Here is a 20,699-nt window from a genome sequence, read left to right on the forward strand (position 1 = left end):
CCGGTTACTTCGTGAAGTTGTTCACGTTGTTCCCTGTCGATGGAGGCGCATTATAGGGAGTTCTCAGCAGGCCGCAACCCCTAAATCAAAAAAAGTTATCAACCGTTCATTAATAGAACAAATAAGTCGATAACGGCCAATTAACATACGAAAAAAGGGGGCCTGAATCACTTCAGGCCCCCTTTTAATGCAGATTTAGACTGTCATTTGGCTACAAACCTTTATTGCTTAGCAACAATCTGTCCGTTTTCTACATCAATAGTGATGTCTTTCCCCGGAATAAGGTTGCCAGACAATATCTGTTGCGCCAGTGGATTTTCGATTTCTTGCTGGATGGCACGTTTTAACGGACGGGCACCATACACAGGATCAAAACCACTATTACCTAACAACTCTAATGCAGCATCGGTTAAGTGCGCACTATAACCACGTTCTTCCAGACGTTTGTACAAACGCCCCAATTGGATTTGCGCAATGTTCTTAATATGCGCTTGCGCCAATGGATGGAAGACAACGACTTCATCTATACGGTTGATGAACTCAGGACGGAAATTATGCGTCACGATTTCCATCACTGATTCTTTCATCTGCACATAGGTCGCTTGACCAAAATGCTGCTGAATAACATCAGAACCTAGGTTTGAAGTCATGATCACCACAGTGTTACGGAAATCAACGGTACGACCTTGCCCATCCGTTAGACGCCCATCATCCAAGACCTGTAAGAGGATGTTGAACACATCGGGATGCGCCTTCTCAACTTCATCGAGCAGGATCACTGAATAAGGACGGCGACGAACTGCTTCTGTCAAATAACCGCCTTCTTCATAGCCGACATATCCTGGAGGAGCGCCGACTAAACGTGATACCGAGTGTTTTTCCATAAACTCAGACATGTCGATGCGCACCATGGCATCATCAGTATTGAACAGGAATGTCGCCAATGCTTTACAAAGCTCAGTTTTCCCCACCCCAGTCGGACCAAGGAACAGGAATGAGCCTATTGGACGATTTGGATCTGACAAGCCCGCTCGGCTACGGCGAATCGCATTAGAGACGGCTTCGACTGCTTCATTCTGTCCAATCACACGTTGATGGAGTTCATCTTCCATACGCAGAAGTTTCTCACGCTCGCTTTCCAGCATTCTTGCTACAGGGATACCTGTCCAGCGCGCTAATACATCTGCAATCTCAACGTCAGTCACGCGATTACGCAGAAGCTTCATGGTTTTGCCTTCTGCCTGGGTCGCAGCAGCAAGTTGTTTTTCCAATTCAGGGATCTTGCCGTACTGCAATTCAGACATACGCCCCAGATCGCCAACGCGGCGGGCCTGCTCCAAGGTAATCTTGGCTTGCTCCAATTCAGCTTTAATATTCTGCGTGCCGGTAAGCGAGGCTTTTTCAGCTTTCCACTCTTCTTCCAGCTCAGAATACTCACGCTCTTTCTGATCAAGTTCGGTCGTCAGCATTTCCAAACGTTTAATGCTGGCATCATCAGATTCTTTCTTTAATGCCTGCTGTTCCAACTTCAACTGAATAATACGTCGTTCTAAGCGATCGAGCGTTTCCGGTTTTGAGTCGATCTGCATACGAATGCTAGAGGCTGCTTCATCGATCAGATCAATAGCTTTATCCGGCAACTGACGGTCTGATATGTAGCGATGAGATAAAGTCGCAGCAGCCACAATCGCTGGATCGGTGATTTGCACATGGTGATGCAGTTCATAACGCTCTTTCAAACCGCGCAGAATCGCAATTGTGTCTTCAACCGACGGCTCGGCAACGAATACTTTCTGGAAACGACGCTCAAGCGCGGCATCCTTCTCTATATACTGACGATACTCATTCAGCGTTGTCGCCCCGACGCAATGCAGTTCACCACGCGCCAAAGCAGGTTTGAGCATATTCCCGGCATCCATCGCGCCATCGGCTTTACCTGCCCCAACCATGGTGTGTAGCTCATCGATAAACAGAATAACGTTGCCTTCCTGCTTAGCTAAATCGTTGAGAAGCCCTTTCAGACGCTCTTCGAATTCACCACGATATTTCGCACCGGCCACCAGCGCGCCCATATCTAAAGATAGAACACGCTTGTTCTTCAGACCTTCAGGCACTTCTCCGTTAATAATGCGCTGGGCCAAGCCTTCGGCAATCGCCGTTTTACCCACGCCAGGCTCGCCAATCAGTACTGGGTTATTTTTGGTACGGCGCTGCAGAACTTGAATAGTACGGCGGATTTCTTCATCACGACCAATCACCGGATCTAACTTGCCTTGTTCGGCACGCTCAGTGAGATCGATGGTGTATTTTTTTAAAGCCTGGCGCTGATCTTCCGCCCCTTGGTCATCCACTTTATCGCCGCCTCGCATCTGATCGATTGCTGAAGTGATTTTCTCAACCGTGGCACCGCAGGCTTTCAACAAGTCTGTTAATGTTCCACGATCTTTCAATGCAGCCAAAACAAACAGCTCTGACGAAATAAATTTGTCTGAACGCTGCTGGGCTAATTTGTCACATAGATTTAAAACACGAACCAGCTCACTGGATGGTTGAACATCACCACCGGTTCCTTCAACTTGCGGCAATCTAGCGAGAGCCTGTTCAATGTCCGTGCGCAAACGCAGGACATCAGTCCCTGCAGCGGTTAGTAAAGGACGGACGGTTCCCCCTTCCTGAGTCAGTAATGCACTCATCAGATGGGTAGGTTCGATAAATTGGTTGTCGCGCCCAAGTGCGAGAGACTGAGCGTCGGCGAGGGCAAGCTGGAATTTACTGGTAAGACGATCCAAGCGCATAACACCTCCAAGACTGAACAAAATTGCTACTGGAGATTAGATGAGGTCAACCCTCATATATTCAAGGTTATTTCGTCAGAATATTTTGAGTACAACGTTATGCGCAGATGGATCGTCTTGATTTACTAGGTTATCTCAGCCAAATCAAACTTGCTAGCCGTCCAGTGGTTCCATCTCGACGATAAGAGAAGAAATTATCGCTATCGGTGACAGTACAAAATTCGCCGCCATAGATGTTTATCAGGCCACATGCCTGCAATCTGAGGCGAGCCAGCATGAAGATATCGGCCAAATATTTTTCACCGAAAACGCTAAACGCAACAGCACTTTCAGGCAAAGAAGTGATAAAAGCGTCTCTAACCTCAGGCCCGACTTCAAATTTTTTTGCGCCAATAGCTGGCCCCATCCAGGCGATGATATCCTGCGGCTGAGCATGAAAAGCGGCAACGGTATTTTCTAAAACGCCGGCATTTAGCCCACGCCATCCGGCATGAGCTGCTGCTACCTCATCGCCAGCGCGACTACAAAACAGCACTGGCAAACAATCCGCGGTCATGACTGCACAAACCACGCCAGACTCATTGGTATAAGCGGCATCTGCTGTCTGCACGTCATTAAATGAAGTATCGCCAGTCAGGCGAGCGACGTTAGTACCGTGCACCTGTTCTAACCAATGAACTGAGCCTGGCAATTCTGCCATTGTCATCAATCGCTGGCGATTGGACGCAACCGCTTCGACCGCATCCCCAACATGGCCACCGAGGTTCAACGATTCATATGGCGGTAAACTCACACCACCATGACGAGTTGTCGCACAAGCCTGTACTGAAGCAGGCTGCGGCCAGTTGGGAGGAATAAGTGGGCCCATTACCAGTCCAGTTGATCTTTGAATTCAAGGGTATCGGCTTTTAACGCCGCGACCAAATCAACCATATCCTGTGGCAAAGGCGCATGCCATTCCATCTGGATACCCGTCACTGGATGGAACAAACGTAGCATTGTTGCATGCAAAGCCTGGCGGTCAAAACCACGCAGCTGTGCGATGAACGCGTCAGATGCACCTTTCGGTGGGCGAGGACGGCCGCCATATAACTGATCGCCAACCAACGGATGGTTAATATGAGCCATATGCACACGGATTTGGTGCGTACGCCCTGTTTCCAGACGCAGACGCAAACGCGTATGAGCACGGAAATGCTCCATGATGCGATAGTGCGTTGTCGCCGGTTTGCCCATTGGGTGCACAGCCATATGCGTACGTTTGGTGCTATGGCGCGCGATTGGCTGGTCAACAGTACCACCAGCCGTCATATTGCCGATTGCCACAGCTTCATATTCGCGTGTGATTTCACGTCTCTGCAGTGCATCAACTAAATGGGTTTGCGCAGGAACGGTCTTTGCCACAACCATCAATCCAGTTGTGTCTTTGTCCAAGCGGTGCACAATGCCACAACGCGGTACATCAATAATTTCTGGATAGTGATGCAACAATGCGTTCAGCACCGTGCCATCAGGATTACCGGCACCAGGATGCACGACTAAATCGCGAGGTTTATTGATAACCAGAATGTCATTATCTTCATAAACGATATCAAGTGCGATATCCTGAGCTAACCAACGCGCTTCTTCTTCAATTTGCGCATCGATTGCGATAGCCTCGCCGCCTAATACTTTTTCTTTTGGCTTAGAGACTTTTTTTCCATTTACCTGAACACGTTCATCCAAGATCCAATCTTTTATGCGAGATCGTGAATAATCAGGGAACAATTCGGCTAAAGCCTGATCTAAACGTTGACCGAGTTGTGATTCGGCCACCGTCGCCGTGAGTTGTACTTGTTGTGCCATATGCTGCTCTTGGGTAACCTTGGGTTTTCACGGCGATGCCGTTTAAAATAATGTGCTATTGTAGCTGGTCTTTGTCGGGAGCTTAACGGACAGTCTCCCAGAATAACACCTGAGGATAATCAAAACGTCATGACGCGTGTGAAATATCTGGTGGCAGCAGCCACGTTGAGTCTGGCGCTGGTAGGTTGCTCCAGTTCCAAAGAGGCGGTTCCCGATAACCCGCCTTCTGTGCTTTATGCTACTGCCCAGCAAAAGCTGCAGGACGGTAACTTTAAAGCCGCAATTGCGCAATTAGAAGCGTTAGATAATCGCTATCCTTTCGGCCCGTACTCACAGCAAGTGCAGTTAGATCTTATCTACGCTTACTATAAGTCCGCCGATCTTCCTCTTGCACAGGCATCAATCGACCGCTTTATGCGTCTGAACCCAACCCATCCAAATATCGACTACGTGATGTATATGCGTGGCCTGACGGATATGGCGTTGGATGATAGCGCACTGCAAGGGTTCTTTGGTATCGATCGCTCAGACCGTGATCCGCAACATGCACGCGCCGCGTTCCGCGATTTTAGCCAGCTGCTTCATAGTTATCCAAACAGCCAGTATGTACCTGATGCCACCAAGCGTCTGGTCTTCCTGAAAGATCGTTTGTCTAAATATGAGCTTTCGGTCGTGCAATACTACACTAAACGCTCAGCTTACGTCGCTGTAGTTAATCGTGTAGAGCAAATGATGAAAGATTACCCTGACACTAAAGCAACCCATGATGCATTACCGCTAATGGAAAATGCTTATCGTCAAATGCAATTGAATAGTCAGGCAGATAAGGTAGCGAAAATTATTGCTGCGAACAGCGCACAGTAATTCTAAGGTTTCGCCATTCGAGAACGGTAGCTTAGGCTGCCGTTTTTTTTGAGTGGAATTTGAGCACAACACTTTAAAATCAGATAGATAAAGCAAAAATCCCGCTAAAGCCATCCGACTTATCCATTCAAAAGTGCCATATCTATTTTCAATACTCAAGCGCTATTAACCAGATAATGACGTCATGTCAAAAACTCTGTTCACTTGACAAAAAGTGACAAAAAAACGTGATCGAAATCACACATTTTATTAAAAAGGCAGGTATGCTGGACCCATCTTAGACGGAAAGACAGAGAGGTAAGTTATATGACAGTGAACATTACCAGCAAACAAATGGATATCACCCCAGCAATTCGTGAGCATGTCGAAGACCGTCTAAAAAAACTGGAAAAGTGGCAAGCGCAGTTAATTAATCCACATATTGTCCTTTCTAAGGAACCTCAGGGATTTGTCGCCGATGCGACAATTAACACACCTAATGGCCCGCTGGTCGCCAGCGCAGAAAATCATGATATGTATTTCGCCATTAATGATTTAATCAGCAAACTTGAACGCCAGCTGAACAAGGCTCAACACAAAGGCGAAGCACGCCGTGCAGAACATTGTATTAAAGAGATTAATCTGGAACCCGAACAGGAGGAGTAGTCTCTGGGCAGTTAAGTGAAAGTGTCATTTCACTGAAGACCGAACAAACGCGCTCACAGTAGCGCGTTTTTTGTATATTGATAACGTAGTTTTTTTATCTGATGACAAATGTGTTATTGACACAGGGAAAAGCCAAAGGTTACTTTAGACCGAGATTATTTCATCACTAGGCAGAGTTTATCCCTAATGTCAGCAAAACTGTTTTTCTTCGCATTCTTTTTTACCTTCCCCTGACTGGGAGGCGTTTCGTCGTATAAGAATGAATGCGAAGACGAACAAACAAGCCTCCTGAGTAAGGGGGCTTTTTTTATGTCCTCAGAACTGGAAGTTAAGCCGATAAAATAGAAAGAAAAGGTAGATAGAATGAGCGATAACCCTTTACTGGCGCTGCGAGATAAAATCAGCGCACTGGACATCAAGTTATTAAACTTACTGGCAGAGCGACGCCAGTTGGCTGTCGAAGTTGCGCAAGCCAAAATGCATTCTCATCGCCCTATTCGCGATCTTGATCGTGAAAGAGAGTTGCTCAATACCTTAATCAAACAAGGTAAAACGCAAGGCTTGGACGGCCACTATATTACCCGTCTGTACCAGTTGATTATCGAAGACTCAGTGCTGACTCAGCAGGCATTATTACAGCAACACCTCAACCAAACTGCTTCTGGCTCAGCGCGTATTGCGTTCCTAGGGCCGAAAGGTTCTTACTCACACCTTGCTGCACGCCAATATGCAGCTCGTCACTTTGATCAATTTATCGAGTGCGGCTGCCAGAAATTCCATGAGATATTCGATCAAGTCGAAGCAGGCAAAGCAGACTATGCAGTATTGCCGATTGAAAACACCAGTTCTGGTGCGATTAATGATGTCTATGATCTGCTGCAGCACACCAGCCTATCGATTGTCGGCGAATTGACTAATCCGATTAACCACTGCGTTCTGGTTGGCGCTGAGACCGATCTGTCACAAATCCAGACCGTTTATAGCCACCCTCAACCATTCCAGCAATGCAGCCAGTTCATCAATCGTTATCCGCACTGGAAAATCGAATATTGTGAAAGTACCGCCGCGGCGATGGAGAAAGTTGCCGCCGCAAAATCACCACACGTTGCCGCACTCGGCAGCGAAGCAGGTGGAGCGCTGTATCAACTGCAAGTACTAGAGCATATTTCCGCTAATCAGCTCCAAAACATCACGCGTTTCATCGTTCTGGCGAAGAAAGCCATTGAAGTATCCGAGCAAGTACCAGCAAAAACGACCTTGATTATGGCCACCGGGCAAAAAGCCGGTGCATTGGTTGAAGCACTGTTAGTCCTACGTGAGCACGGCATTATCATGACTAAGCTTGAATCACGTCCAATCAACGGCAATCCGTGGGAAGAGATGTTTTATATCGATGTGCAGTCTAATCTGCGCTCTGAACAGATGCAGCTGGCATTGCGCGGTCTGAATGAGTTGACCCGCTCACTGAAAGTACTAGGCTGTTATCCAAGTGAAAATGTCGTCGCTGTTGATCCCGCATAACAACGCCTCGGCTTCAAAAGCGAGACACTAAAACACTGGATATAAAAAAGGCCATCTCGTTGTGATAACGAATGGCCTTTCTGCTATTTATTTAGACAACAATTTCAATAGCAAACAATTTATACAGTAAACAACTAGCGGCGGATATCGTTAGCCTGGCGTAACAGTGAACCGCTTTCCTTCATAAAACGCGGAGCATAATCACCAAACCATTCAGATACCGACGTAAATTTGCTGATAAATGCCTGCTTATCACCACTTTCCAATAATGCTAAAGCATCACCAAATCGCTGGTAATAGCGCTTAATCAGCGCCAGATTGCTTTCTGAGGACATAATGATGTCTGCATACAGTTGCGGGCTCTGTGCAAAGAGTCTTCCTACCATCGCCAGCTCTAAACGATAGATCGGCGAGGAAAGCGCTAACAATTGCTCAAGCTGTACATTCTCTTCCGACAAATGTAATCCGTAGGCAAAAGTAGCAAAGTGACGCAATGCCTGGATAAATGCCATGTTCTGGTCATGCTCGACCGCACTGGTTTTATGCAGCCTCGCGCCCCACACTTGTAACTGATCCAGCAACCACTGATAAGCTTCCGGGTTACGTCCGTCACAATACACCACAACTTGTTTTGCCAAACTAGCAACATCAGGCCCAAACATTGGGTGTAGCCCTAAAACAGGACCTTCATGCGCGGCAAGCATTGCTTGCAGTGGTGCATTTTTAACTGAAGCCAAATCAACCAAGATGCAATCAGCAGGTAACTTAGGCAACCGAGCAATGACTTGCTCAGTACTATGAATAGGGACGCTAACGATCACCATTCCAGCATCTGCCAGCAGAGATTCAGCCTGTGGCCAATCTTCTTGCTCCAGAATTCTCACCTGATAACCAGACAGTTCCAACATACGAGTAAACAGCTTACCCATCTGCCCCTTACCACCAACAATCACTACCGGGCGTAATTCAGGGCAAAGCGTTTTAAAGCCTTTATCGTTTTCGCTCAGGTAAGATTCCCGCATTACTCGGCGCAGCACATCCTCGATGAGATCGGGAGGAACGCCGAGGTTTTCGGCTTCTTGACGGCGTGAAGCGAGCATCGCGGCTTCACGTTCAGGCACATAGATCGGCAAACCATAACGGCTTTTTACTTCACCGACCTCTGCGACCAAATGTAAACGCTTAGCTAAAAGATCCAGCAGCGCCTTATCAACTTCATCGATTTGATCGCGCAATGCATTAAGTTCAGCCACCATAAAACCTTTACTCTCCTGTAGACCGAGCTGCCAGCGAGTCACCTAGCTCATCGTGCATATTTTTCAGCAAGGTTACCGTGCTCTCCCAGTTGATGCAGGCGTCAGTGACCGATACGCCATAGCGCATATCAGCACGCGGCTGTTCAGAAGACTGGTTGCCTTCATGAATATTGCTTTCCAACATCAGACCGGTAATAGAACGGTTGCCTGCTTTGATCTGCTCGATAACCGATTGAGCAACCAGCGGCTGGCGACGGTAGTCTTTGTTTGAATTACCATGGCTGCAATCTACCATCAAGGATGGCTTGAGTCCTGCATCTCGCATTTGTTTTTCACATTCCAGGACATCTTGCGGGCCGTAGTTTGGCGTCTTGCCGCCGCGCAAAATGACGTGTCCATCTGGATTGCCCTGGGTTTGCAGTAAGCACACCTGACCTGCCTGATTGATACCAACAAAACGGTGCGACATCGCCGCAGCGCGCATAGCGTTAATTGCCGTTCCCAGACTACCGTCGGTACCATTTTTGAAACCAACTGGCATAGAAAGACCAGATGCCATTTCGCGGTGGGTTTGCGATTCGGTAGTACGCGCACCGATAGCTGACCAGCTGAACAAATCACCTAAGTATTGTGGGCTGTTTGGATCCAACGCTTCAGTTGCTAAAGGCAGACCGAGTTCAACAAGCTGTAGGAGCAGGTTACGTGCAATGTGCAGACCCGCTTCAACATCAAAAGTGCCATCCATATGTGGATCGTTAATCAAACCTTTCCAACCTACGGTAGTACGAGGCTTTTCAAAATAGACACGCATAACAATATACAAACGATCGCTAAGTTCTGTTGCGAGCGTTTTCAAGTGACGAGCATAATCGATAGCGGCATCAGGGTCGTGAATCGAGCATGGACCACAAACCACCAACAGACGCGGATCGCGACCAGCGACAATGTCGGCAATCGTTTTGCGTGACTGGGCAATGCTATCTTTGTTTTCTTCGCTCAGAGGGAACTGCTTTTTCAGTTCTTCTGGCGTAATTAACACTTGCTCTGCACTGATGTGCACATTGTTTAAGGCATCTTTTTCCATCGTAAATATCATCCAGGTCGACAGTTAAATTAAATAAGCACTCTGCTTTACTAGCATATGGGTGTAACGATACCACAACGTGTAAAGTTTTAAAACACAGAGTGTAAACTAAAAATTACCGACACCCGCTACATTACTCGCCATAAGAAAACTCAATAAAGCACATATAAATTCATTTAAAACAATAAATTAACACCAAAAATATGATAATTAAAAGTTAGTTAATTGACAGGAAAAATGGAGGTGTAATAAATAATTTACACTAATTTTATTCAACGCGAACGGTAGAATATAGAATCAGAGAAAAGCAGATAAAAAAAACGGCCCGCCTAAGCGAGCCGTTGTTCATAACACGAGAATGTTATCGTGCGTTAACGCGGTTCAGACGCTCTTTAATACGAGCAGACTTACCAGTACGTTCACGCAGGTAGTACAGTTTGGCTTTACGAACGGCACCACGACGTTTAACAGCGATGCTGTCAATAACAGGTGAGTGAGTCTGGAATACGCGCTCAACACCTTCGCCGTTAGAAATTTTGCGAACAGTGAATGCAGAGTGCAGACCGCGGTTACGGATAGCGATAACCACGCCCTCGAATGCCTGCAGACGTTTTTTGCTACCTTCAACGACCCATACTTTCACTTCGACCGAGTCACCCGGACGGAATGAAGGTACGTCTTGTTTCATCTGCTCTTGTTCGATTTGCTTAATGATATTGCTCATAATATGTCTCTTACCCTAGGTAAACTGATATTCGGGACAGTTTAGCGAAACGCTTAAACATTCCCTTCATAGTCTTGTTGACTGAGACGATGTTCCCGTTGGAACTCTCTCAGCAACACCTGTTGCTCGTCAGTCAGAGCTAGGTTTTCCAGAAGTTCAGGTCTTCTAAGCCAGGTTCGACCCAGCGACTGCTTCAAGCGCCAACGACGTATTTCTGCATGATTTCCCGACAGTAAAACTGGCGGTACTTCCATGCCTTCCAACACTTCGGGGCGGGTATAATGGGGACAATCCAGCAATCCATCGGCGAAAGAATCTTCTTCCGCTGAAGCATGATGACCTAGCACACCCGGAATAAAACGGGAGACTGAATCAATCAATGTCATTGCTGGCAGTTCACCACCGCTGAGTACGTAATCGCCTATTGACCATTCTTCGTCAATTTCGGTTCTGATTACCCGCTCATCGATCCCTTCATAACGACCACAAACCAAGATGATTTTTTGGTTGGTCGCCAGTTCGCAAACGCCTTGTTGGTCAAGTTTGCGCCCCTGAGGTGAAAGATAAATCACCTTAACGCCTTCGCCTGCCGCTGCTTTAGCTGTATGAATCGCATCCCGCAAGGGTTGCACCATCATCAGCATTCCCGGGCCGCCGCCGTAAGGGCGTTCGTCCACGGTACGATGCCGGTCGTAGGCGAAGTCACGAGGACTCCAGCAAGCTACGCTCAGCAGGCCATTCTTTACTGCCCGGCCAGTTACCCCATAATCGGTGATTGCGCGGAACATTTCAGGGAAAAGGCTAATTATACCAATCCACATAGCCCAGTCCTCATAACAACGTTCTACTCAACCTACCGTCAGATACGGAGGTCAAAAACCAGGATCCCAATCTACTTCAATTACTTGAGCAGTGAGATCGACTTTCTTGATAACCTGCCCATCGAGGAACGGAATCAACCGCTCCTTGATTCCGAAAGCATCTTTCAGGTTGGCTTTCACTACCATGACATCGTTAGAACCGGTTTCCATCATATCGATGACTTTACCCAATTCGTAACCGCCGGTTGTCACTACCTGGCAACCAAAAAGGTCTTTCCAGTAGTAATCACCATCGTCTAAGTCTGGCAATTGTGATGAATCTACAACGATCTCGCGATTCGTGAGTAAATTCGCCGCATCTCGATCGTCAACGCCTTTGACTTTGATGATCAAGTCCTGATTATGGCGCTTCCAGCTTTCCAGCTCGACAGCTTGCCACTTACCGCCCTGTTCGATAAACCAAGGCAGGTATTCGAAAATGCTTTCGGCGTCTTCGGTGGATGAAAACACTCTGAGCCAACCGCGAATACCGTATGTTGAGCCCATTTTACCGAGAACAATCGGATTTTCGGGCGTCACTGGATTGAGTTGCTTGCTCATAGCCACCACCGCGACAGATTAAGCTGCTTTCTTAGCGTCTTTGATCAGCGCAGCAACGCGATCAGAAACAGTTGCACCCAGATCTACCCAGTGGGTAATACGATCGAGGTCTAAACGCACAGCTTCAGCCTGGCCAGAAGCCAATGGGTTGAAGAAGCCTACACGTTCGATGAAGCGACCATCACGAGCATTACGGCTGTCGGTCACTACTACTTGATAAAACGGACGCTTTTTAGCGCCGCCACGAGCCAAACGAATTGTTACCATAACATCCTCTTTAGTTAATAAAACAATCAGACCCCATCGGGGAACGGGGTCTGATTGCAATATAAAAAGCCCGAAAATTTTACTCATTTTGGCGCAAAAAGCAATCGAAAGCGTCCTTAAGGCGCTAACTAGTTTCTTGCCAAGTAAAATCCTCGGCCCTCATTTTGAAAAACACAGCCTGCCCAGAGAACAATCGGGCCAAGATAAAACGCAGGAAAGTAGTTGAAAAAGCACAGCTTAGATTAATAAGGTGTGCTAATTGAGACCGCTTTAGCAACGCAATAACGGGCGCCTTGCGCGCCCAGACAGGTTTAACGACCTGGGAAGCCCGGTGGCATCATACCTTTCATGCCACGCATCATCTTCGCAATACCGCCGTTTTTCATTTTCTTCATCATGCGCTGCATGTCATCAAACTGCTTGAGCAGTCGGTTAACATCCTGCACTTGCATACCAGAGCCCAACGCAATACGACGCTTGCGCGAACCTTTGATAATTTCTGGCTTAGCGCGCTCTTTCTTGGTCATCGAATTGATGATCGCTTCCATACGCACCAGCACTTTGTCATCCATCTGCGATTTAACGTTGTCAGGTAACTGACCTACGCCCGGCAGCTTGCTCATCATGCTAGCCATACCGCCCATATTACGCATTTGTTTGAGTTGATCTAAGAAGTCGGTCAGGTCAAAACCGTCGCCCTTCTTAATTTTTGAAGCCAGCTTTTCAGCCTGCGCACGGTCGACTTTGCTTTCGATATCTTCGATAAGAGAAAGCACATCACCCATGCCCAGAATACGTGAAGCAACACGATCTGGATGGAAAGGCTCAAGGGCATCGGTCTTTTCACCCATCCCCAGGAACTTGATAGGCTTGCCGGTGATATGACGGATAGACAGTGCCGCACCGCCGCGAGCATCGCCATCGACCTTAGTCAAGATAACACCCGTCAGCGGCAGCGCTTCGTTGAAGGCTTTAGCAGTATTCGCCGCATCTTGCCCGGTCATCGCATCGACAACAAACAGCGTTTCAACTGGATTAATCGCAGCATGAACCTGTTTGATTTCGTCCATCATCGCTTCATCGACGTGCAAACGACCGGCGGTATCCACCAGAATGACGTCGTAGAATTTCAGTTTTGCGTGCTGCAAGGCCGTTTTAACGATATCAACCGGCTTTTGTGCGACATCAGACGGGAAGAAATCGACACCAACTTGCTCAGCTAAGGTTTCCAACTGTTTAATCGCCGCTGGGCGATAAACGTCAGCTGAAACGACAATAACTTTCTTCTTGCGCTTTTCTTTTAAGAACTTAGCAAGCTTACCGACGCTGGTCGTTTTACCGGCACCTTGCAAGCCCGCCATCAGCACTACGGCAGGAGGCTGAGCGGCCAGGTTAAGCTCGGCATTGGCCTCGCCCATTGCAGTAACCAGCTCTTTTTGGACAATCTTCACAAATTCCTGACCAGGGGTCAGACTTTTGTTAACTTCCTGGCCAACAGCTGCGTCTTTTACACGGTTAATAAAATCACGAACTACCGGCAGCGCAACGTCAGCTTCCAGTAACGCCATGCGAACTTCACGCAGCGTTTCTTTAATATTCTCTTCGGTCAGCCGCCCACGGCCGCTGATATTGCGCAGTGTGCGCGACAATCGATCGGTTAAATTATCAAACATCGTCTTGTGCTCAACGTAATGAATGGACGCCTTGGCGACATAATTGCGGGATTATAACACGAAATGCGCGCGATCTGTGCCATCACATCTCATCCAATCATAAGGAGATAAGTTGGAGCCGCGCTCGGGTAACGTTATACTGACCTTCTCACTCATTTTTCGACGTTAATGATACGCTATGCCAGTTTTCGCTCTTGTAGCCATGATTGCCTACTTGTTAAGTCTTGCCCTGATTATTCCGAGCCTTACGCGGAAGAATGGGACATATCGACGTGTAGCGTTGGTATCGGCCATTATTGCGTTAATTTGCCATGCCGTTACGCTTGAACAACGCATTTTTGACGTCAGCACCGGGCAAAATCTCAGCCTGGTCAACATTGGCTCTATTGTCAGTTTGATTATCTGTACGGTGATGACCATTGTCGCCTCACGCAGCCGCGGTTGGTTCATGCTGCCGATTGTTTATAGTTTTGCGCTAATCAATCTCGGGCTAGTCACTTTTTTACCCGGTGAGTTTATTACTCATCTGGAAGCCAGCAAAGGTTTACTGGTGCATATTGGCTTAGCCCTGTTTTCCTACGCCACGCTGATTATCGCCGCACTTTATGCGCTACAGCTCGCCTGGCTAGACTACCAGTTAAAAAACAAGCGCCTAACTTTTACCTCTGATATGCCGCCTTTGATGTCGATTGAACGCAAGATGTTTCATATCACTCAAGTCGGGGTCATTTTATTGACCTTTACGCTATGCACCGGCTTGGTATATATGGAAAACCTGTTCAGCCGTGAAAATATTGATAAAGCGGTATTATCAATTCTGGCGTGGCTGGTCTATATCGTATTATTGTGGGGTCATTACCATGAAGGCTGGCGCGGACGCCGCGTCGTCTGGTTCAGTATGGCGGGTGCTATTCTGCTAACTCTGGCCTATTTTGGTAGTCGTTTGATTCAGCAGGTAATGATGAAATGACTTGCTTAACGCCGATGCTCACCCGCGTGCTTCATGGGCAGTGGCATCACTCTTTTATTCTGGTGCGGCGAAAGCGCGGCACCTCACTATTTATATAAGGAAGTCCCCCGTTGGAGCACGTTTCGACAACTACCCTCATTATTACGCTAGTCATCATGGTGGTGGTTTCTGGTTATTTTTCCGCATCTGAAACCGGAATGATGACGCTCAACCGCTACCGGTTACGCCACCTTTCTAAGCAAGGTAACCGTTCCGCTCGCCGCGTTGAGAAATTGCTCAAACATCCAGACCAATTGATAAGCCTGGTCCTTATTGGCAACAACTTGGTGAACATTCTGGCTTCCGCACTCGCCACCATCGTCGGCATCCGCCTGTATGGCGATGCGGGCGTGGCGATTGCTACCGGTATCCTGACATTTGTAGTGCTGCTATTTGCCGAAGTCCTGCCAAAAACTTACGCCGCACTTTATCCAGAACGCATCGCTTTCCCAAGTAGCCTGTTGCTGCGCCCTTTGCAGAAAATCATGCTGCCGCTGGTCTGGATACTCAATAACCTGTCACGTCTATTGATGCGCATGATCGGCATTAAAACTAATGTCGGGATCAGCGATGCGATCAGTAAAGAAGAACTGCGCACCATAGTGAACGAGTCACGCTCGCAAATTTCTCGCCGTAATCAAGATATGCTGCTGTCAGTGCTGGATCTAGAGAAGGTGACGGTTGACGATATCATGGTACCGCGCAATGAAATCGTCGGTATCGATATCAACGACGACTGGAAATCGATCATGCGCCAGCTAACCCATTCACCTCACGGACGAATCGTGCTGTATCGCGATTCGTTAGATGATGCGATCGGTATGCTGCGTCTGCGCGAAGCTTATCGCCTGATGACCGAGAAGAAAGAGTTCACCAAAGAAAACCTGCTGCGTGCCGCCGATGAAATTTACTTCATTCCTGAGGGAACGGCGCTGAATGTGCAACTGGTGAAATTCCAGCGTAATAAGAAAAAAGTCGGCATCGTGGTCGATGAATATGGTGATTTACAAGGTCTGGTAACGGTAGAAGATATTCTTGAAGAGATCGTCGGTGATTTCACCACGTCTATGTCACCTTCACTGGCAGAAGAAGTCTCGCCACAAAGCGATGGAACAGTGGTTATCGAAGGTAGCGCCAACGTGCGCGAACTCAACAAAGCCTTTAACTGGAATCTGCCCTCTGATGGCCCAAGGACGATGAACGGCATGCTGCTGGAAGTATTAGAGGATATTCCGAAGATTGGTACCAGTTTGCGCATTGGCCACTACGAGGTAGATATCCTCGACGTACAAGACAACATGATCAAACAAGTGTTAGTCCGCCCGCTGCAAAAATCACCACCCCATCACGGCCATGATCACTGATTAAATACAGACGTAAAAAATTAGCATTAAAAAAGACGCATCAATTAGGCGTCTTTTTTTTGGCCGCTGCCACGGAAAAACGGCGACAGCGGCGGTACATCAAACAGAATCGACGACTGAATACGACTAGATATGCAGTTCAGTCAATTTTTCAGCTGGCAATGCAAGATCATCATTGTGGTTAACGACGATATCGCTATCTACAATGTGCTGAGCAATTTCTTGTGCTTCAGTTAATGAGTGCATCTCATAGGTACCACATTGGTATTCGTTCAGTTCAGGAATTTTGCGTTGATCTTTTACTTTCAACACATCAGCCATCGCGGCTTTCCAAGAATCCGCCACCAACTTCTCATCTGGCACACCAATAAGGCTCATATAGAAACCGGTACGGCAGCCCATTGGAGAGATATCGATAATCTCGACACCATTACCATTAAGGTGATTACGCATAAAGCCAGCGAACAGGTGTTCTAACGTGTGAATACCACGCTCTGGCATCACTTCGATATTCGGACGGCAGAAACGCAGGTCGAATACAGTGATAGCGTCCCCGTGCGGGGTTTTCATGGTTTTAGCGACGCGAACAGCAGGTGCTGCCATCCGGGTGTGGTCTACGGTAAAGCTATCCAACAGCGGCATATCGTCACCTCTCCTAAAAATAATTTATTTTTTATCAAACTCTGGAAACTTTTTCAGATCTGGCGAGTCTGAATATATGAAAGACGCGCATTTGTTATCATCATCCCTGTAATAGAGATGTTTTTTGGCCACATTGACTGTGGCCATTTTCTTTTCTGGCCCCCGGCTTTGTTCAAGCACAGACACCAGCTCCTTGTTTCTAACTAACCACCCACCCTGGTAGCCAAGAACTCTTCAAAGCTTAGCTGATCATTCGCTTCAAGGTTACGCTGGCGTTCCCAAGATGCAAGATGCTCTGCTGATAATTGCTCAGCGGTCAAAATCTCTAACGGTTCCTGAACCAACATCTGGCGATACTTCTCAGCCAATTCAATCCCCAAACCGCCATTCCCGCTCTGTTTCATCATCTTTAGAATCCGAGCAGAGTAAGTCAAATCTAGATTATCGAATGAGGCAACCAGCTCATTACATATATTTTGATATGCCATGTCGCCATTCTCAGCATCAAGTACCTCAGCAACACGGCGTAAATCGCTAAATAATGCCTTACCTACGTCGGCCAATGGCTTGAATTCTGCGCCACAGCCAATACCGATAGTTTGCCCCGGCTTACGCCCTTCCAGAATGACGCGATTCCAGTTCTTGCGAGTGCAGAGTATTTCATCACTGTTCATTTCTGGCGCATCGGCTAATGCACACCAAATTAAGAATAGATCGAGGAAACGTGCTTGTGAGGCGTCAACGCCAATTGGCGAGAATGGATTCACATCCAGAGAGCGAACCTCAATGTATTCAATGCCGCCTCGCGTCAACGCTTCAGAAGGGGTTTCTCCTGATTTCGTTACACGCTTAGGACGGATTGGGGCATAAAGTTCATTCTCTATCTGCAAGACATTGCTATTGAGTTGCTGATATTTACCGTCTTTCTTCACACCTAACGCGGCATATTCGGCCGAAGGGGTGTGAATGGCTTTTTTCACGCCAGCAACATAAGTTTCTAGCTCGTTATAAGTGATGCCCAGATTGCTCTGTGACTTATTGGTATAGCCTAAATCACTCAAACGTAATGACGTGGCATAAGGCAGGTAGCACAAGCCGTTTTCGGCATATTCAAAAGGCAAATCCGTTACTCGTCCTTTCAGGAAAGAAGAGCAAATTGCCGGTGAAGCGCCAAACAGATAAGGGATAACCCAGCCAAAACGATAATAGTTTCGGATCAGCTTGAAGTAACCAGCAGAAATCTCCTGCTTGCCACTCTCCGCATCTTTAATATCTAACCGTGCCTGCCAAAACTCTATTGGCAAAGAAAAGTTATAGTGAATACCCGAAATAACCTGCATCAACGCACCGTAGCGATTTTTCAATCCTTCACGGTATAGCGTCTTCATGCGGCCAATATTGGACGTGCCATACTGGGCTAATTCGATATCTTGTTCAGCCTCGATAAAACAAGGCATGCTGAATGGCCACATACGCTCGTCACCAATATTCTTGGCAACGTGACGGTGAATATCGCGCAAGAAAGTCAGCATATGTTCTATGCTGTCATCAACGGGCGTGATGAACTCTAATAAGGACTCAGCAAAATCGGTAGTGATCCAATGGTGCGTTAAGGCGGCACCTAAAGGCTCTGGATGCCCTGAAAGCGCTAATGAACCATCAGGTTTAACACGAAGCGTTTCACGCTCAATGCCGCGACCAATCCCTTTTAACGCGTGAGGATGCGCTTCCAACCAAGAAAGCGCCTGTGATACATCCGGGATCAAATTGACCTCCCGTTCGTCAAGAACATGACTTCGCAAGCATTATGAATCTGCATAGATGTGACCATTTTACGGATACCAATCTAACTCCACAGGAGACGCCCTGTTAGGGTCCATCGACAACACGATGCAACGCCAGGCTTTCTCAATCCAGGAGAAAGAACAAAACAGGCCCTAGGACATGCGCAGACAATCTGCTAACACGCACAATAAATCACTTGCTACTGTCCAGTGCATTGCATCTGGAAAATAAGCTCACCGGAGACGCTAACCGCGTATCCCGATGCAGTAACAAGCCTCTAATTATTACATCGCTACTATCATCACGCGGTGTAGTCTGCCTGATAATAGCCGCGAGGCTAAAATTCTATTCTCAGCGTACCTGCTTACAGCGTACGAACATCAACAACGGCCATGTTAGCGCTTAAGGCCGCTGTAATACCAAAATCAGCATCTTCAAACACCACACACTTCTCAGGCGCGACACCTATCAGCTCAGCGCAACGTAAGAACGTATCTGGCGCGGGCTTATGATTTTGCACATCATCAGCACCGACGATAGCATCAAAGCAGTGGCGTAGCCCAAGATGGCTTAATAACGCCTCGGCCATGGCATGCTCACTTCCCGTGCCCACAGCCATTGGCTTGCGCCCATAAAATGCCTTGACCACCTCAACCAGCGGCAGAGGAGTCACCGTGTCGAGCAACATCGCTTTTACCGCCGCGGTTTTTTCTGCAGCCAACTGATGTGCATCAAGACGGGCATTATTGCTATCGATAATAAACTGCGCGATTCGCCAGCTAGGGGAACCGTTCAGAGCAACCACATCTTTGAGATTAAACTGCATATCATATTTGGCCAAAACCTGGCGCCAAGCCTGCCGATGGGTGGGCTCTGTGTCCAATATGGTGCCGTCCATATCGAATATCAATCCTTCATAGCACTCATAAAGTTTGAACTCCATTATCCTCACCTAAACCGTTCAAATTTGGTTCACCACTTTAGCGTAAAGCAGATTAATTGTCGCATTTTGCAGACACCGCAGTATGGAGATAGAGGAATAGCGAGAAAAGGGGGTAAAAGGCATAAAGCACTGAAAGCAAAAAAACTCGCCGAACTTTCAGTGACCTTTAATCTTTTGATCTTAATAGCGCATCTTGTCGGCCAAGCGAACGGATGCAGGCCAGGGGAAATCAGCCAAGGATGGCTGATTGAGGTTGAACAATCAGGGATGATTGTTGAAACCGCCCCGTCCGGCCAAAGCAGTGAGCAAGGGAAGTCGCAAAGCGACCCGACAAGCTTAAGCGCGGGCGTTGAGTGCAGAGGCTTTCGCCCGAAAAGCCTTTGCCGGGCGCGTTCGGCGGCACTGAATGTAGTAATGAGGTCATCAGCGACCGAATCAACACCGGATTCAAATAGAAGCATAGATAATTAGAGGCAGCCCAATATTTGGTTTACCCTGAAAAGCAAAAAACTCGCCGAAGCGAGTTTTTCCAAATATGGTGCACCCAGGAAGATTATTCGGCTTACGCCTCACCCTTCGGGCCGTTGCTAAAGCAACGTTATCGTCCTTTGTGCTACTTATTGTTTCTGATTACTATATAAACTTAATGTCGCTATAGCATATAGGAATATGGTGCACCCAGGAAGATTCGAACTTCCGACCGCTCGGTTCGTAGCCGAGTACTCTATCCAGCTGAGCTATGGGTGCATTGGGTAGTGCTGATTTTTTTTGGGGAAATACCAGGAGAAAGAATGGTGCACCCAGGAAGATTCGAACTTCCGACCGCTCGGTTCGTAGCCGAGTACTCTATCCAGCTGAGCT

Annotated in this window: 18 protein-coding genes, 1 tRNA gene and 1 other annotated feature; of the genes, 5 read left to right on the forward strand and 14 right to left on the reverse strand. The window is 47.5% G+C overall.

Going from position 1 to position 20,699, the window contains the following annotated elements; genetic code table 11:
- Positions 1-221: 221 nt before the first annotated feature.
- The 3 genes from clpB to rluD form a co-directional block, all read right to left on the reverse strand.
- Positions 222-2,795 (reverse strand): ATP-dependent chaperone ClpB, encoded by a 2,574-nt coding sequence (gene clpB / locus ACL9RG_RS22045; RefSeq protein WP_422794794.1) that lies wholly within the window; start codon positions 2,793-2,795, stop codon positions 222-224.
- A 130-nt stretch (positions 2,796-2,925) separates the two neighbouring features.
- Positions 2,926-3,663, reverse strand: a complete 738-nt coding sequence (gene yfiH / locus ACL9RG_RS22050) for a purine nucleoside phosphorylase YfiH (RefSeq protein ID WP_422794795.1) — start codon at positions 3,661-3,663, stop codon at positions 2,926-2,928.
- Entirely contained in the window at positions 3,663-4,640 is a 978-nt protein-coding gene (gene rluD / locus ACL9RG_RS22055; RefSeq protein WP_422794796.1) for a 23S rRNA pseudouridine(1911/1915/1917) synthase RluD, read from the reverse strand. Before rluD ends, yfiH begins: the two co-directional genes overlap by 1 nt.
- Positions 4,641-4,769: 129 nt before the next feature.
- Here rluD and bamD point away from each other — a divergent pair, with 129 nt between their 5' ends.
- From bamD to pheA, 3 genes are all read left to right on the forward strand, one after another.
- Complete coding sequence (bamD, locus tag ACL9RG_RS22060) at positions 4,770-5,504, forward strand: outer membrane protein assembly factor BamD (protein ID WP_422794797.1); 735 nt, start codon at positions 4,770-4,772, stop codon at positions 5,502-5,504.
- Positions 5,505-5,810: 306 nt separating this feature from the next.
- A complete protein-coding gene (raiA, locus tag ACL9RG_RS22065) occupies positions 5,811-6,149 on the forward strand; it encodes a ribosome-associated translation inhibitor RaiA (protein ID WP_422794798.1) in 339 nt (112 codons plus the stop codon).
- Between the two features lie 185 nt (positions 6,150-6,334).
- Positions 6,335-6,460, forward strand: a sequence feature (Phe leader region).
- Between the two features lie 52 nt (positions 6,461-6,512).
- A complete protein-coding gene (gene pheA / locus ACL9RG_RS22070; RefSeq protein WP_422794799.1) occupies positions 6,513-7,670 on the forward strand; it encodes a bifunctional chorismate mutase/prephenate dehydratase in 1,158 nt (385 codons plus the stop codon).
- A 134-nt stretch (positions 7,671-7,804) separates the two neighbouring features.
- Here the strand turns inward: pheA and tyrA are convergent, their stop codons facing one another.
- The 7 genes from tyrA to ffh all read right to left on the reverse strand — a co-directional run bounded on the left by tyrA (position 7,805) and on the right by ffh (position 14,095).
- Entirely contained in the window at positions 7,805-8,926 is a 1,122-nt protein-coding gene (gene tyrA, locus ACL9RG_RS22075; protein WP_422794800.1) for a bifunctional chorismate mutase/prephenate dehydrogenase, read from the reverse strand.
- Between the two features lie 7 nt (positions 8,927-8,933).
- Entirely contained in the window at positions 8,934-10,010 is a 1,077-nt protein-coding gene (locus ACL9RG_RS22080; protein ID WP_422794801.1) for a 3-deoxy-7-phosphoheptulonate synthase, read from the reverse strand.
- Positions 10,011-10,371: 361 nt separating this feature from the next.
- Positions 10,372-10,734, reverse strand: a complete 363-nt coding sequence (rplS, locus tag ACL9RG_RS22085; protein WP_422794802.1) for a 50S ribosomal protein L19 — start codon at positions 10,732-10,734, stop codon at positions 10,372-10,374.
- Between the two features lie 53 nt (positions 10,735-10,787).
- The gene (gene trmD, locus ACL9RG_RS22090; RefSeq protein WP_422794803.1) at positions 10,788-11,555 is read right to left on the reverse strand and encodes a tRNA (guanosine(37)-N1)-methyltransferase TrmD; all 768 of its coding nucleotides are present in this window, start codon (positions 11,553-11,555) and stop codon (positions 10,788-10,790) included.
- A 51-nt stretch (positions 11,556-11,606) separates the two neighbouring features.
- On the reverse strand, positions 11,607-12,155 hold the full coding sequence (gene rimM / locus ACL9RG_RS22095) for a ribosome maturation factor RimM (protein ID WP_422794804.1): 549 nt from the start codon (positions 12,153-12,155) through the stop codon (positions 11,607-11,609).
- 18 nt (positions 12,156-12,173) lie between these two features.
- The gene (gene rpsP, locus ACL9RG_RS22100) at positions 12,174-12,422 is read right to left on the reverse strand and encodes a 30S ribosomal protein S16 (protein ID WP_422794805.1); all 249 of its coding nucleotides are present in this window, start codon (positions 12,420-12,422) and stop codon (positions 12,174-12,176) included.
- Between the two features lie 311 nt (positions 12,423-12,733).
- On the reverse strand, positions 12,734-14,095 hold the full coding sequence (gene ffh / locus ACL9RG_RS22105; RefSeq protein ID WP_422794806.1) for a signal recognition particle protein: 1,362 nt from the start codon (positions 14,093-14,095) through the stop codon (positions 12,734-12,736).
- 178 nt (positions 14,096-14,273) lie between these two features.
- Here ffh and ACL9RG_RS22110 point away from each other — a divergent pair, with 178 nt between their 5' ends.
- Positions 14,274-15,065 carry a cytochrome C assembly family protein gene (locus ACL9RG_RS22110; protein ID WP_422794807.1) on the forward strand — a complete coding sequence of 264 codons (792 nt, stop codon included), beginning with the start codon at positions 14,274-14,276 and terminating at the stop codon, positions 15,063-15,065.
- Between the two features lie 110 nt (positions 15,066-15,175).
- The gene (locus ACL9RG_RS22115; RefSeq protein ID WP_422794808.1) at positions 15,176-16,468 is read left to right on the forward strand and encodes an HlyC/CorC family transporter; all 1,293 of its coding nucleotides are present in this window, start codon (positions 15,176-15,178) and stop codon (positions 16,466-16,468) included.
- Between the two features lie 126 nt (positions 16,469-16,594).
- Here the strand turns inward: ACL9RG_RS22115 and luxS are convergent, their stop codons facing one another.
- The 4 genes from luxS to ACL9RG_RS22135 all read right to left on the reverse strand — a co-directional run bounded on the left by luxS (position 16,595) and on the right by ACL9RG_RS22135 (position 20,585).
- Positions 16,595-17,110: an S-ribosylhomocysteine lyase gene (luxS, locus tag ACL9RG_RS22120; RefSeq protein ID WP_422794809.1), complete on the reverse strand. Its 516-nt coding sequence runs from the start codon at positions 17,108-17,110 to the stop codon at positions 16,595-16,597.
- Between the two features lie 203 nt (positions 17,111-17,313).
- Entirely contained in the window at positions 17,314-18,876 is a 1,563-nt protein-coding gene (gshA, locus tag ACL9RG_RS22125; RefSeq protein ID WP_422794810.1) for a glutamate--cysteine ligase, read from the reverse strand.
- A gap of 383 nt (positions 18,877-19,259) precedes the next feature.
- Positions 19,260-19,838, reverse strand: coding sequence for a fructose-1-phosphate/6-phosphogluconate phosphatase (gene yqaB / locus ACL9RG_RS22130; RefSeq protein WP_422794811.1), 579 nt, complete (start codon positions 19,836-19,838; stop codon positions 19,260-19,262).
- 670 nt (positions 19,839-20,508) lie between these two features.
- A tRNA-Arg gene (locus tag ACL9RG_RS22135) sits at positions 20,509-20,585 on the reverse strand.
- Positions 20,586-20,699 lie beyond the last annotated feature (114 nt).

The organism is Rouxiella sp. Mn2063 (assembly GCF_049319665.1).
GTDB lineage: Bacteria > Pseudomonadota > Gammaproteobacteria > Enterobacterales > Enterobacteriaceae > JBMOUD01.